The organism is Pantoea sp. Aalb (genome assembly GCF_009829985.1).
Taxonomy (GTDB): Bacteria; Pseudomonadota; Gammaproteobacteria; order Enterobacterales; family Enterobacteriaceae; genus SZZU01.
In genome coordinates this window covers 273,318-289,012 of the sequence record NZ_SZZU01000001.1, presented here as the reverse complement: position 1 = coordinate 289,012, position 15,695 = coordinate 273,318, and the positions used below count along the sequence as shown (strand labels likewise).

The 15,695-nt window shown below is 28.6% G+C and carries 10 protein-coding genes and 1 tRNA gene; 7 read left to right on the top strand and 4 right to left on the bottom strand.

The genetic code is table 11. The features are described from left to right. The first annotated feature begins 273 nt into the window (after positions 1–273). From lolB to FD728_RS01090, 6 genes are all read left to right on the top strand, one after another. Positions 274–906: a lipoprotein insertase outer membrane protein LolB gene (gene lolB / locus FD728_RS01115; protein ID WP_159933967.1), complete on the top strand. Its 633-nt coding sequence runs from the start codon at positions 274–276 to the stop codon at positions 904–906. Then, positions 903–1,763 (top strand): 4-(cytidine 5'-diphospho)-2-C-methyl-D-erythritol kinase, encoded by an 861-nt coding sequence (gene ispE / locus FD728_RS01110; protein WP_159933965.1) that lies wholly within the window; start codon positions 903–905, stop codon positions 1,761–1,763. The genes lolB and ispE overlap by 4 nt, the downstream gene beginning before the upstream one ends. A gap of 130 nt (positions 1,764–1,893) precedes the next feature. Next, positions 1,894–2,841 (top strand): ribose-phosphate pyrophosphokinase, encoded by a 948-nt coding sequence (locus tag FD728_RS01105; RefSeq protein WP_159933963.1) that lies wholly within the window; start codon positions 1,894–1,896, stop codon positions 2,839–2,841. A 304-nt stretch (positions 2,842–3,145) separates the two neighbouring features. After that, positions 3,146–3,736, top strand: coding sequence for an aminoacyl-tRNA hydrolase (gene pth / locus FD728_RS01100; protein ID WP_159933961.1), 591 nt, complete (start codon positions 3,146–3,148; stop codon positions 3,734–3,736). Positions 3,737–3,833: 97 nt separating this feature from the next. Then, on the top strand, positions 3,834–4,922 hold the full coding sequence (gene ychF / locus FD728_RS01095) for a redox-regulated ATPase YchF (protein WP_159933959.1): 1,089 nt from the start codon (positions 3,834–3,836) through the stop codon (positions 4,920–4,922). A 382-nt stretch (positions 4,923–5,304) separates the two neighbouring features. Further along, positions 5,305–5,391 (top strand) — tRNA-Ser (locus tag FD728_RS01090). Between the two features lie 70 nt (positions 5,392–5,461). Here FD728_RS01090 and efeB read toward each other — a convergent pair. From efeB to putP, 4 genes are all read right to left on the bottom strand, one after another. After that, the gene (gene efeB / locus FD728_RS01085; RefSeq protein ID WP_159933957.1) at positions 5,462–6,763 is read right to left on the bottom strand and encodes an iron uptake transporter deferrochelatase/peroxidase subunit; all 1,302 of its coding nucleotides are present in this window, start codon (positions 6,761–6,763) and stop codon (positions 5,462–5,464) included. Between the two features lies 1 nt (position 6,764). After that, a complete protein-coding gene (efeO, locus tag FD728_RS01080) occupies positions 6,765–7,892 on the bottom strand; it encodes an iron uptake system protein EfeO (RefSeq protein WP_159933955.1) in 1,128 nt (375 codons plus the stop codon). Positions 7,893–7,944: 52 nt separating this feature from the next. Continuing rightward, entirely contained in the window at positions 7,945–8,769 is an 825-nt protein-coding gene (efeU, locus tag FD728_RS01075; RefSeq protein WP_159933953.1) for an iron uptake transporter permease EfeU, read from the bottom strand. Between the two features lie 225 nt (positions 8,770–8,994). After that, the gene (putP, locus tag FD728_RS01070) at positions 8,995–10,479 is read right to left on the bottom strand and encodes a sodium/proline symporter PutP (RefSeq protein WP_159933951.1); all 1,485 of its coding nucleotides are present in this window, start codon (positions 10,477–10,479) and stop codon (positions 8,995–8,997) included. 429 nt (positions 10,480–10,908) lie between these two features. Here putP and putA point away from each other — a divergent pair, with 429 nt between their 5' ends. Continuing rightward, entirely contained in the window at positions 10,909–14,859 is a 3,951-nt protein-coding gene (putA, locus tag FD728_RS01065) for a trifunctional transcriptional regulator/proline dehydrogenase/L-glutamate gamma-semialdehyde dehydrogenase (protein ID WP_159933949.1), read from the top strand. Positions 14,860–15,695: the final 836 nt, after the last annotated feature.

Genomic DNA, 15,695 nt, shown 5'->3' with positions numbered 1-15,695 from the left:
AGTGTAATGGAAACTCGTTTACACAAGGCAATGGAAAAAATTTAATAATTAATGTCAACAGGAAGAAGCATCATATTAATTTTGATTGGAATAGTCAATTTTTAAAAAATTGATATTTATATATATATTATATGTACAAACAAAAAAAAGTTATCCTACAAAGGATTAATATTCCAAAAGTTATAATGAAATTATTTATATATTAGTCATTGACCCATTCATTATGCTAAAGTTAATGTTACATTTAAAAAATAATACTAGGGATATAAGTAAGTGATTAATCTATTTATACAAAAAAATATATTACGTTGTTTTTTTATTATTATAATCATATTTCTAGAAGGTTGTACTCTTAATAAGAATATGTATCGAGATCCAAATATCACTACAATGCATTGGCACCAACATCAACAAAATGTACAAAAAATAATGCAATATCATATTACTGGTAAATTAGCATATCTTACAAATAATAAAAAATTGTACGCTCATTTTACATGGGAACAAAGTTCAGCCAATCATTATAGCTTAATTATAACTAATTTATTAGGCGGTACAGAATTACAGGTAGATGTTCAAAATAATATTGTTCACATTATTGATAATAAAGGTAAAAGATATATTAGTAATGATATAGAAAAAATTATATTTCAGCTCACTGGCATGAATATCCCTGTAACTAATCTTCGTCAATGGATCATTGGATTACCTGGTAATGCTATTTTTTATGAGTTAAATCGTCATTATCATTTAAAAAACTTACTCTATATTCATAATAAAGAAAAATGGTATGTTTATATTAAAAATTATGATAATAGAATTAAACCATCAATGCCTATAAGTTTAGAATTAAATAAAGATAATCAACGTATTAAAATAGTAATTAATAAATGGAAAGTAAAATGATTACTACCTGGCCCACTCCAGGAAAATTAAATTTATTTCTATATATTACTGGAAGACGTATTGATGGCTATCACAATTTACAAACTTTATTTCAATTTCTTGATTATGGAGATACATTAACAATTGATATTAATAAAAAAAATAAAAAAATTGTTCTATTAACTCCGATAGCTGGAGTTTTAGATGAAGAAAATCTTATTATACGTGCTGTAAAGGAAATGAGAAAAATTGCAATATCTCATGATAAGATTTCATCTTCAACAGGGGTACAAATTACTCTTAAGAAACGCTTACCAATCGGTGGTGGATTGGGTGGAGGTTCCTCTAATGCTGCGACCATTTTGGTCGCACTTAATTATCTATGGAATATTAAGTTAAGTAATAAAGAATTAGCTGATATTGGCTTAAAATTAGGAGCTGATGTACCTATATTTATTTATGGTCATGCTGCATTTGCGGAAGGTATAGGTGAGCAACTAAAATTAGTTACACCAAAAGAACAATGGTATTTAATACTGAATCCTAATATTAAAATTCGGACATCTGATTTATTTAATGACCCAAAATTAAAACGTAATTCACCAATACGTACATTAGATGAATTATTAAATCAACCTTTTCATAACGATTGCGAAGAATTAGTAAGAAAAAAATTTCATGAGATTGATTACTTAATGTGTTGGTTAAAAAAATATGCACCAGCCCGTTTAACAGGAACTGGATCTTGTATATTTGCTGAATTTAATAATGAATATGATGCTCGTAAAATCCTGGAATTATCTTCAAAATATATTAATGGATTTGTAGCACACGGGCTAAATATTTCGCCTTTACAATACAAACTTGGTAAACTATAAGCATTTAATCTTAAAATAAAAATATTATAATACAAATTTTATGTTAAGTACTATATATAAATTTTATATTTATTAAATATTATTTATTGAATTGAATTATTGTATAAATACTTACTTTTGAGGTTTTGTCGTGCCTGATATGAAATTATTTGCTGGTAACGCTACCTTGGAACTAGCACAACGTATTGCCAATAAGCTGTATACTAATCTTGGAAAAGCAAATGTTAGTCGTTTTAGCGATGGAGAAGTAAGTGTACAAATTAATGAAAATGTACGTGGCGGTGATGTTTTTATTATTCAATCAACCTGTGCTCCTACTAATGATAATTTAATCGAACTAGTAGTAATGGTCGATGCTTTACGCAGAGCATCTGCCGGTCGTATTACAGCTGTAATACCTTATTTTGGTTATGCTCGTCAAGATCGACGAGTACGTTCTGCACGTGTACCAATTACAGCTAAAGTGGTTGCTGACTTTCTTTCTAGTGTTGGTGTTGATCGTGTGCTTACAGTGGATTTACATGCAGAACAAATACAAGGTTTCTTTGATGTTCCTGTTGATAATGTATTCGGTAGTTCTATTTTACTAGAAGACATGATCCAAATTGGATTAGAAAATCCTATTATAGTTTCTCCAGATATTGGTGGTGTAGTACGAGCTCGTGCTATTGCTAAGCTACTTAATGATACAGATATGGCAATTATTGACAAACGTCGTCAACGTGCAAATATTGCTCAGGTTATGCATATTATAGGAGATGTAGCTGGTCGTGATTGTATATTAGTAGATGATATGATTGATACTGGTGGTACTTTATGTAAAGCAGCCGAAGCTTTAAAAAAGCATGGAGCAGAACGTGTTTTAGCTTATGCTACACATCCTATTTTCTCAGGTAATATAATTGAAAATTTAAACCAATCTATGATTGATCAAGTTATTGTATGTGATACTATTCCATTATCTCAAGAGATAAAAAAACTTCCAAACGTACGTACTCTTACATTGGCAGGTATGTTAGCAGAAGCAATTCGTCGTATTAGTAATGAAGAATCTATCTCTGCAATGTTTGAACATTAAATATAAAAAAAAATTTTAGATATCATAAAGAAAAAATAACATTCATGATGTTATCTAGCTGTATAATAATTAATATAAACTATATATGTATTTTTAATAAAGAATTGTATATTTTACGCACTATATATAATCAATAATATTGTTTATCTTTATTTATATAATTTAAACTATGATTTAATAATTATTTATTAACTAATTATTAATTTTATTGATTATATAATCATTTGGTTTAATTTATAAAAAATCTAATTTTTATTAGAAAGTAAAGTCTTATAAGAAGATAAGATAAGATAGGTTAGTTATTTTGAATAATATCAAATTAATTGTAGGTTTGGCTAATCCTGGTTTAGATTATGCTGATACACGACATAATGTTGGTTCTTGGTATGTAAAGTTATTAGCAAATTATTATCATCGAACATTAAAAGAAAAAACTAAATTTTTAGGTAATACGACTACTTATTCATCGTTAGGAGGTAAAAATATACACTTATTAATCCCTAATACTTTTATGAATTTAAGTGGTCAAGCTGTAAGAGCAATTGTATCTTTCTATCGTATTAATTTAGAAGAAATATTAATTGCACATGATGAAATGCACTTACCACCAGGTATAGTAAAATTTAAGCTAGGTGGCGGACATGGTGGGCATAATGGATTAAAAAATATTATTAATACACTTGGTAATAATAATTTTCATCGACTACGTATTGGTATTGGTTATCCTGAAAACTGTGATAAAATGACTAATTTTGTTTTAAGTAAACCTTTGACTAATGAAAAAAAATTGATTGATAATGCTATTAAAGAGGCCTTGTATTGTACTCATTTATGGTTTGAAAAAGAAGAAAAAATTAAGGCAATAAACCGTCTTAATGGGTTTAGAGCAATTTAATGAATATATTAATTTTTAATATTATATAGAGATTATAAATCTATAATTATAGATATTTTTTTCATAACATTCATTACATTTATTAAAAGGTATAATTATGGCATTGAAATGCGGGATAATAGGTTTACCAAATGTTGGTAAGTCTACTCTTTTTAATGCATTGACTAAATCAGGTGTTGCTGCAGCTAATTTTCCATTTTGTACAATTAAACCAAATACTGGCATAGCACCTGTGCCAGATATACGACTTTATCAGTTAAATCAAATAGTTCAATCAAAAAAAATTATACCAACAAATATAGAATTTATTGATATAGCTGGTTTGGTAAAAGGAGCTTCTAAAGGAGAAGGTTTAGGCAATCAATTTCTTTTTAATATTCGAGAAACAGAAATAATTTGCCATTTAGTACGTTGCTTTGAAAACGAAAACGTTATACATGTATCCAAAAAAGTAAACCCTATAGAAGATATTAATGTAATTAATACAGAGTTAATATTTTCAGATCTTGAAGCATGTGAGCGCTCTATTAATCGTATACAAAAAAAAGCTAAAGGAGGTGATAAAAATGCACAAATAGAACTTGTAGTACTAAGAAAATGTTTAACTCATCTTGAACATACAAAAATGTTACGTTCACTTCAGTTAAGTATTGAAGAAAAAAAAAATATTCATTACTTAAACTTTTTAACCCTCAAGCCAATGATGTATATTGCTAACGTTAATGAAAATAGTTTTGAAAATAATCATTACTTAAATGAAATAATATCACTTGCCAAATCGGAAAATTCAATAATAGTTCCTGTTTGTGCTTCTATGGAAGTACAGATAGATAAGCTAAAAGATAAAAAGTGTTATGAACATTCTATGATTAATTTAAAATCATGTAGTTTAAATCAAATAATTAGCCAAGCTTATTTTTTACTTAACTTACAAACATATTTTACTGTTGGTTTAAAAGAGATACATGCTTGGACTATTCCTATAGGAGCAACTGCAATAGAAGCTGCAGGTAAAATTCATAGTGATTTTCAAAAAGGGTTTATTCGTGCACAAACCATTGCTTTTAAAGATTTTATAACATATAAAGGAGAACATGGTGCTAAAAAAGCTGGTAAGATGCGTCTAGAAGGTAAAAATTATATTGTTAAAGATGGTGATATCATAAATTTTTTATTTAATAATTGAATTATTAAATAAAATTATTTTAATTATCAAATATTAACATATAATATATATATTATATATGTATATATTTCTATTGTTATATATAATTTTATTAAATCAATTTACTACTAATAAAACATATTGTTAGTTATTTATTAAAAATTAAATAATAATTCCAATACTTATAATTGGATATTATATATATTCTATACTAATTACATTATTATAATTTATAATAATACAAAAAATAATATTTTTTATTTTTAATAATAATATTATAAATAAACTATTTATTAGTTATTTTTATAGTAATGTAAATTTAAGTTATTAGATGCTAATCTAAAAAAAGATGATTAGATGACTATGATGACTATAAGTAAGGTTAGGTAGAAAAAAGAAAAATGGTGAGGTGTCCGAGTGGTTGAAGGAGCAGGCTTGGAAAGCTTGTATACAGTAACAAGTATCGAGGGTTCGAATCCCTTCCTCACCGTTATCCTTATAACATAATATTTAAATAAATAATCATTTTATTTATAGCATATGTTGATGAATTTAATTTTTTATGAATTTTGTAAAAGAAGTTGTCCTAAATAATGATTTTTATCTCGTACACCAGGTAATGCAAAAAAATAACCTCCACCTATAGGAGTAATATATTCTTCTAATGCTTCGCCATTTAAACGATTTTGCATACTAATAAAACCTTTTATTAAATCATGTTGATAACAAATAAATAATAATCCCATATCTAATTGACCAGATTTAGTAATACCAGAAGAATAATTATAACCTCGTCTTAATATTAGATTATTGGTTGTTTCTGTAGTACGGGGATTAGCTAAACGAATATGGGAGTTTAGCGGAATTAATAAACCATTTGGATCACGATTATAATCAGGAATATCATGTTCGTTTTTCATGCCAAGAGGAGCTCCAGAAAGTTTCTCACGTCCGAAAATAGTTTGTTGTTCTTTAATAGGAGTACGATCCCATTTTTCCACATAGAAGCGAATAATTCTAATAACCTGATAGGTACCCCCAATCATCCAAGTAGGTTCTGTTTTTTTTTGATTACTTGTTATCCATAATAATCGATTCATTAATTCCGTATTTTGTATTTCTGGATTAGCAGTACCATCTTTAAATCCTAAAAGATTAATTGGAGTTTCTCGTATATTACTATTACTACATGTTGTAGAATGGTTTGCAATAAAACCATCACGTTGCCAACGTATTGCTAACAAATCTGGAGTATATTTGATTATATCACGTAAAGCATGGATTAGTGTATCCTGGGTATTTGCACATATTTGTATTAAAATATCGCCATGACATAGATTAGCATCTAGTGCATCATTAGGAAATCGTATCATATTTTGTAATTGTTTTGGTTTATGATGAGCTAATCCAAAACGATTGTCAAAAAGCGAAGCACCAACAGACAATGTCATTGTTAAATTATCTGGAAATATATTTGCTCCAAGAATCCCAGAATCCATTGATGGTAGTTGAGGATTTATAATTTCTGGAGCTATACCACCTTTAGTTAAAAAGGCAAACCTATCAGTTAGTATTTGAAATAATCGTTTAAGTTCTTTTTTATTGCTAGCAAGTACATTAAATGCTACTAAAATTGTTAATGCTTGTTGTGGTGTTAAAATACCAGATTGATGGAAACCATAAAAAGGTTGTATTTGTTGGCGTTTATCTAATATTTTAGTTTTCGATGATAAAATTTTATTAGCCTTTAATGATTGAAATGGACAAGCTTCACTTAGAGCAACCGCACTACATATAGCTCCTAGTTTCTTTAATAAAAGACGACGTGATATTTGTACTTTGTTATTATTGTTCTTACTCATACTAATCTAAACCTAAAGTACCGCGTAATAGAGAGAGATTTTCCGCTAAGGTATTAATCGGTCCTTTGAGCGCATTATAATCAATATTAGTTAATTGGTTATAAGGAGAAAATCCATTTTTTATGCGATATTTATTTAAAATAGAATTTACTTTTTTAAAATTAATATCTATTTTATTTACCAGTTGAGTGTTTTCTTTGTATAGTAAAGGACGTAATAGATCTACGATCTTTTGAGCTCCTTCGATATTAGCGTGGAAATCCCATAAATCAGTTCTACTATAACGATCTTCTTCGCCAGATATTTTCTTAGAAGCAACTTCTTCAAGTAAACTAGCAGCACCACCTACTAATTTTATCGGAGAAAAAGTTAAAGCATTAACACGCTTTTGTAAATCATGTACATCTTCATTCAATTGATTGGCATAAAATTGCATTCCTTTAAGATTATGATCATAAAACAAAGCTTTTTCTAACCTGTGAAACCCTGAAAATTCTGGATCATTGGCTTTTTTTTCATAATTATCTTCACGTGCATCAATACGATGATCTAGATCAAAAAATAATTCAGCAATCGGTTCAATATGTTCATAATGTTGACGAGTTGGGGCATATAATTCTTTAGCTTTTTGTAATTTACCTAAATTTATTGCATCAATAAATTTTTGAGTATTTTTTACCAGAGCTTTGACTTCTTGTGTTACATAAATTTTATAATCTCTAATAGGACCATTGAGTTTTATTAAAGTAGGATTAATATGCATCGACAGATTATTATTAATATTGTTATCCTTAACAATTAATTTACCTTTTGGATTTTTAAGTAAACCACAAGTAATATCATATTGACCTGCTTGTAAATTAGTTGTAAGCTTTTGACTAAAACTTGGTGCAATATTTTCTCGTTCTTCTATGATCATTACTCCTTTTAAGATTTCCCATTCTAAAATTTTCTGACTATTATTTTTTATAATAAATTGAGTTTTACCAGAATTTAAATTAATTAGCATAGGATCGCACTTTGTATCAGTTACTGTTACAGTAACTTGTTGAATACCTATAGCATGGGTTATTCTAGAATACATTAATATTAAAATTAATAACACTTTACAATAGGAATAAATAGTCATATAAGTCTTATCCATTTAAAAACAATATAAATCGATACTATGGGTGTTAATTTCATTTTATTAATTTGAATATAGGACGATGTATTGATAGAAAAAAAAACAGTGTTGGGATTAAATAAATAAACCACATAGCTACTTCACTAACACTTGGAGATTCTTGATAACCTATTAAAGTCTCCAATAAAATACCAAATATTGAATGCGTAGATAATACATTACTTAAATCGAAAGCAGTCTTTTGAAAAAAATTCCATAAACCAGCTTCGTGTAAAGCACGAATGGCGCTAGATGCAATACCAGCAGTAACAAACAGAATAAAAAAACTAGTCCAATAAAAAAAATGAGCTACATTAAGCTTAATACTACCATAATATATTAAAAAACCTAGTAAAATAGATGTAGTTAAGCCTAATATAGCTCCGATAGGTGGAGCATAACCAACATCTTGAGTAAAAGATGTTAATAAAAAAAATACTGATTCTAATCCTTCTCTAGCAACCGCTAGAAAAACCATTAATATTAATGCTAATTCGTTACTACTTTGCTTTTGTAATACCTGATCTACAGATGTTTCTAATGTTAATTTAATATTAATTGATATTTTACGCATCCAGAATACCATTGAAGTCAAAATAATGACTGCAACTATTGCTACTATACCTTCAAATAATTCTTGCTGTTTTTGTGGAAATTCACCCGTAGTTTTGCTAATAATGATTCCTAATACTAGACACAATATTACAGCTATAAAAACTCCAGCCCACATAGCAGGAAATAAATGAATTCTCTTAATGCGTTTTAAGTAACTAGCAATTAAACTAACAATTAATGCTGCCTCAAAACCTTCTCTCAGCATAATAAGAAATGATAGAAACATTATAAAATCCTTGAATATAAAAACTCTATATTCTTAAATTATTTTTAATTAAATATTAACCTTAATAAAATACAAGTTATCAAAAGAAAATATTTTATTTTTGCGATTAAAAAAGCAAATTAATTCAATAAACATAATTAATTTATTATTAATAATTATTTTAAATTAATTAAATTATGATTTTAATCACCGTCTCATTTAAACGAAACGGTGGTAAAAGATCATTTATTTGGTTAGGTATTCAGCTTCAGCTTTAGTAAATCGCTGTTGTATAATCTCTGAAGGAGCACGGTCAATCAAGCTTACTAATATAATTGCAATGCTACTACCAATGAAGCCAGGAATGATTTCATATAAATTAATCCATGCATAATTTTTCCAAATTAATACAGTAATTGCACCAATAACCATACCAGCTAAAGCACCATTACGTGTCATTCTTTGCCAACATACACTAAATAGAACAACTGGGCCAAATGCAGCACCAAAACCAGCCCAAGCATAACTAACTAGACCTAAAACACGGTTCTCTGGATTATATGCAATCTTAATAGCTATTAGTGCAACTAGTAAAACCATTAAACGTCCAACCCATACCAATTCTTTTTGACTTGCATTTTTATGTAAAAATTGTTTATAAAGATCTTCTGTTAATGCACTAGAACATACTAGTAACTGACAACTTAAAGTAGACATAACAGCTGCTAAAATCGCGGATAATAAAATACCAGCAATCCATGGGTTAAAAAGCGTAAGGGCTAATTCGATAAATACTCGTTCACCGTTTTGACTTACATTTAATGATTGATTTGGATGATTTTGAAAGTAAGCAATTCCAAAAAAACCAACTGCAACTGCACCAGCTAAGCATAAAATCATCCATGTCATACTAATGCGGCGTGCAGTTAAAACAGAACGATGAGAGTGTGATGCCATGAAACGTACTAAAATATGTGGTTGTCCAAAATATCCTAGTCCCCAGCCTAAAGATGAAATTATTGCAAGAAAGCTAAATGCTTTGAACATATTCACATTTTCTATATTTTTTGCCTTAATTACTGTTAATGCATCTGAAATTCCTCCAACAGCAATAATAACAATAATAGGCGTAAGAATTAATGCAAAAATCATTAAACTAGCTTGTACAGTATCAGTCCAGCTTACTGCAAGAAAGCCACCTATAAATGTATATAAAATAGTAACTGCAGCACCAGCCCATAATGCTGTTTGATAATCTAAACCAAAAGTACTTTCAAATAAACGAGCACCTGCTACGACACCAGATGCGCAATAAATCGTAAAAAAAATCAAAATAACTAATGCAGAAATTATACTTAATACTTTACTTTTATCTTCAAAACGATTAGTAAAAAAATCTGGTAAAGTAAGCGCATTATTGTAGTGTTCGGTTTGAACTCGTAAACGTCCTGCTACAATCTTCCAATTTAACCAAGCACCAATAATTAGTCCAATTGCAATCCAACTTTCAGCAATACCTGATATAAAAATAGTACCTGGTAATCCCATTAAGAGCCATCCACTCATATCCGATGCTCCTGCAGATAATGCAGTTACCATACTTCCTAAGCTACGTCCACCAAGAATATAATCATCAAAATTTTTTGTTGAACGATATGCAACAAAACCAATAGATATCATTCCAAGAATATAAATTATAAAGGTTATTAGCATAGGTATACTTACACTCATAACATTCTCCACTATTTATCTGATTGCTTATTAATTAAATAAATCTTTTTTATTACATTATCAAAATCAAATAATGTAACTATTTGGTTTTATCATGTCTTAAATAAAAAGATTTTACTTAATGTTTGTAGTATCTTGTCATTTAAAAGACGGTTCTTACTTATTTAATAACCAACATGTAACACAGGATTCATATTATTTTCACCTGTAATATCGTATAAATTTTCATAGGTTGCGCATGTTCACATTTTTAATTGTATTAAAGATATATTTCTACTATGAATATTGCAATATTCATGAATTATACTGTTTTTGTAAATTTAATTAATTTGAGCTATTTAGTTCATGAAATATAATAGTACAAATATTGTAACATAAGTGCATTGTAATTAAGGTTGATATAATTCATTCTTTGAGGATAAGTAAATAATGCTAAACACTAATATGGGGGTGAAGTTGGATAAAACCACCTGTGATCGTATTAAAATAACGGCACAAAAAATGAATCGGACACCCCACTGGCTTATTAAACAAGCAATTTTTAATTATCTTGATCAATTAGAAGCTAGTAAAAATCCAATTGAAATACCGTCACAGTTATCTAATAAAATAACTAAAGATGATCATTCATTAGAAAAAAGATTTAAACCTTTCGAAGATTTTGCTGAAAGTATTTTACCACAATCAGTCATACGTTCTACTATTACAAAAGCATCAAGATGTCTAGAAACTGATGCAGTACCCATCGCATTAGAATTAGCACGTTTCCCTGCTTTAGAAGCAGAGAAGATTCATGAATTGGCTTATAGTTTAACTCATACCTTACGTAATCAAAAAAGCTTAATTGAACGCCACAGTATAGTACAAAGCTTGCTTCAAGAATTTTCTCTTTCTTCTGATGAAGGTATAGCATTGATGTGTCTAGCTGAAGCACTTTTACGTATTCCTGATAAATCAACACGTGATTTACTAATTCGTAATAAAATTAATAATAATATTAAATGGCAATCACATTTAGGTGCTAGCCCTTCTATGTTTGTCAATGCAGCTACTTGGGGGTTGCTATTGACTAGTCGAGTAGTTTCCATTCATAAAGAATCCAATATAGCATACTTAAAGAATATTATTGATAAGAGCGGTAAACCATTAATACGTAAAAGTTTAGAAATGGCAATGCGTTTAATAGGGAAACAATTTGTTACAGGAGAAACAATATCAGAAGCTTTAAATAATGTTCAAAAGTTAGAAGAAAAAGGATTTAGATATTCTTATGATATGCTAGGTGAAGCAGCATTAACATATAGTGATGCAAAAGCATATTTATTATCTTATCAACAAGCAATTCATGCAATTGGTAAAGCTTCTAATGGTCGAGGAATTTATGAAGGGCCTGGTATTTCAATAAAGCTTTCAGCTTTACATCCTCGTTATAACCGAGCACAATACGAACGAGTAATAAAAGAATTATATCCTATTCTTAAATCTTTAACTATATTAGCTCGATCTTATGATATAGGGATTACTATAGATGCAGAAGAAGCTGATCGTTTAGAGATTTCGTTAGATTTGTTAGAAAAGTTATGTTTCGAACCAGAATTAAAGAATTGGAATGGTATTGGCTTTGTCATTCAAGCATATCAAAAACGTAGTCTTTTTGTAATTGATTTTATTTCTGATCTAGCACAACGGAGCTATCGCCGCTTAATGATACGTTTAGTAAAAGGTGCTTACTGGGATACTGAAATTAAACGTACACAAGTTGCAGGATTAGAAGATTATCCTGTATATACCCGCAAAGTATATACTGATATTTCTTATTTAGCATGTGCACGAAAACTTCTATCAATACCAAACTTTATTTATCCTCAATTTGCTACCCATAATGCTTGTACGTTAGCAGCAATTTATCAATTAGCAGGAAATAATTATTACTTTGGTCAATATGAATTTCAGTGTTTACATGGTATGGGAGAACCACTATATAAAAATATAGTAGGTAAAGTATCCGATGGTAAGCTTAATCGTCCTTGTCGCATTTATGCACCAGTAGGTACACATGAAACATTATTAGCTTATTTAGTACGACGCTTATTAGAAAATGGTGCAAATACCTCTTTTATTAATCGTATTGCAGATAATACTATACCAATTGAAGAATTAGTAGCTGATCCAGTATCAATAATTCAAAAAATGGGTATAAATGAAGGCATGATAGGTTTACCACATCTAAAAATTCCATTACCTCGCTCTCTTTATGGAGATAAGCGAATTAATTCTTTTGGTATTGACCTAAATAATGAACATAGTTTAGCTTCTCTTTCTAGTACATTATTCAATTCAATTAAAGAGCCATTAATAGTAAAGCCAATAATAATTGGTAAATTAAGTAATAATAGTGAAAGCCGACAAATTATTAATCCTGCAAAAATAGATGACATTGTAGGTAATGTATATGACGCTACAGAAGAAGAAATATCGCAAGCTCTAGATGCTACTATACAAGCTAGTCTCATATGGTCTACTACATCACCGCAAGAACGAGCTAAAATCTTAGAAATTGCGGCTAATATGATGGAATCCCAAATGCAGAGGCTTATTGGTCTTCTAGTACGTGAATCTGGTAAAACTTATAATAATGCTATTGCGGAAATACGTGAAGCAGTAGATTTTCTTTATTATTATGCTGAAATAATAAGAGAAGATTTCAATAATAACACTTATCGTCCTCTAGGACCAGTGGTATGCATTAGTCCATGGAATTTTCCTCTAGCAATCTTCATAGGTCAAATCGCAGCAGCACTAGCTGCTGGGAATAGTGTACTAGCAAAACCAGCAGAACAAACTCCAATAATAGCTGCTCAAGCAGTTCATATTTTATTAGAAGCTGGTATTCCAGCTGGAGTATTACAAATGTTACCAGGATCTGGTGAAATAGTTGGTATGAAATTAATAGAAGATGAACGTATACGTGGAGTTATGTTTACTGGTTCTACATTAGTAGCAAAATTACTAAATCATAGTCTTGCTGGACGTCTTGATAGCGAAGGACATCCTATTCCTATCATAGCAGAAACTGGTGGTATCAACGCTATGATTGTAGATTCTTCAGCATTAATTCAACAGGTAGTAGATGATATATTAATCTCTGCTTTTGACAGTGCTGGCCAAAGATGTTCATCACTTCGTTTATTATGTCTACAAGAAGAAGTAGCTGATTACACATTAAAAATGTTAAAAGGTGCAATGGCTGAATGTCGAATGGGTAATCCAGAACGTTTATCAACTGATATTGGCCCAGTAATTGATATTAAATCTAAAATTAATATAGAACGTCACATTCAAAAAATGAGAATTAAAGGTTTTTCCGTATATCAATCTGTGCTTGAAAATAAACAAGACTCTAAAGATTGTAGTAGTGGTAACTTTATTACACCAACAATTATTGAAATTAATCAAGTAAAGGATTTAGATAAGGAAGTATTTGGACCGGTTCTTCATGTAATTAAATTTAAGCGAAGTAATTTATTTCAAATGATAAATCAAATTAATTCATCTGGATATGGGTTAACATTAGGTATACATACTCGTATTGATGAAACTATTACACAAATTATAAACAAAGCTAAAGTTGGTAATATTTATGTCAATCGAAATATGATAGGTGCAGTAGTTGGAGTACAACCATTTGGTGGAGAAGGACTTTCTGGAACAGGACCTAAAGCAGGAGGACCATTATACCTATATCGTTTACTAGCTTATCGTCCAGATAATGCTTTGAGGATTACTTTTGATAGACAGAATAATGAAATATCAGTAGACAGTGTAATACGTGATGAACTTGTGATATTGCATCAAGCGTTTTTAACGTGGGTAAAAAATAAGCCAGAAATAGAAGCTATATATCAAAGATATTATGATTTATCACAATCTGGCACTGTACGTTTATTATCAGGTCCAACAGGAGAACGCAATACTTATAGTTTAATTCCAAAAGACTGTGTATTGTGTCTTTCAAATAATGAACAAGATATTCTAATACAATTAGCTGCAGTTATTAGCGTAGGTAGCCGAATAATATGGCAAAATGATGAGCTACATAGTACATTACGATCATCTTTACCTTATGAAGTACAAAAATACATTAAACTTACAGACAATGTGCTACATGAAAAATTTGATGCGGTTATTTATCATGGAAATACTAGTCAATTAAATAAATTATGTAAAGATATTGCTTCAATAGATAGATCGATTATAACAGTACAAGGTTTCGTATCTGGAGAAACTAATTTATTAATTGAACGTTTACTGATTGAACGTTCAATCAGCATCAATACTACTGCTGCTGGTGGTAATATAGGATTAATGACAATTAATTAATATAAATTTTATGTTTTGCTAATTTACAAAATATAAAATCCAGTATTATTCTCATAATATGTGTAAAATATTCAAAAAGGCAGTTGTTTAAGATGACTGCCTTTTTATACTATAATAATTTTAATATTATATTTTATCTAAATTTTAGTGATTTGTTTTTAAGGTAAGATACTTAGTAAAATGTATGTATTTTTTTATTTTTATTGTTATTATATAATTTATTGGATGTAAATTATATAATAACAATAAAAGAATTTATCTCTTAAGATAATCTGATTACATCTATCTTTCTTTTATCGAAACTAAATTTTATTAATGAATTAGATACTATTTAATGAAATTATTTTGTATAATATATATACTTTTTGAAGTACTTAATTATAAGTAATAGTTTTATTTATTAAATTATTAACAAATTAAAATTATTAGTTTGTTGAGGTGTAGTAATAAAATAATTTTAAATATCGAATTTTGCTAGATTTATTAAAAAAATAAATCTAGCATTATTCGAGAACATAAAATAATGTACGCTTAATGTTCGATCATTTAGTTAATAATACTAAAAGTATGATAGATACATTATAGCTAAGATAACACCAACCATTAAACTACAGAACATTTCTAAAGTTATCCTCATAATTTAAGAAAACAATTTATAATATTAAGTTAATGTAGCTTACTATTTTTACTATACAAATTAATAAAAAAAATTATCATAAATCTGTTTTAAAACTGATTTGTATTCATTTAAATAACATAATACCAGATTAAATTCATTTATTTTTTAATATATTTTATTTTGTATGCATATACAATACTATACTATTATTTTACAT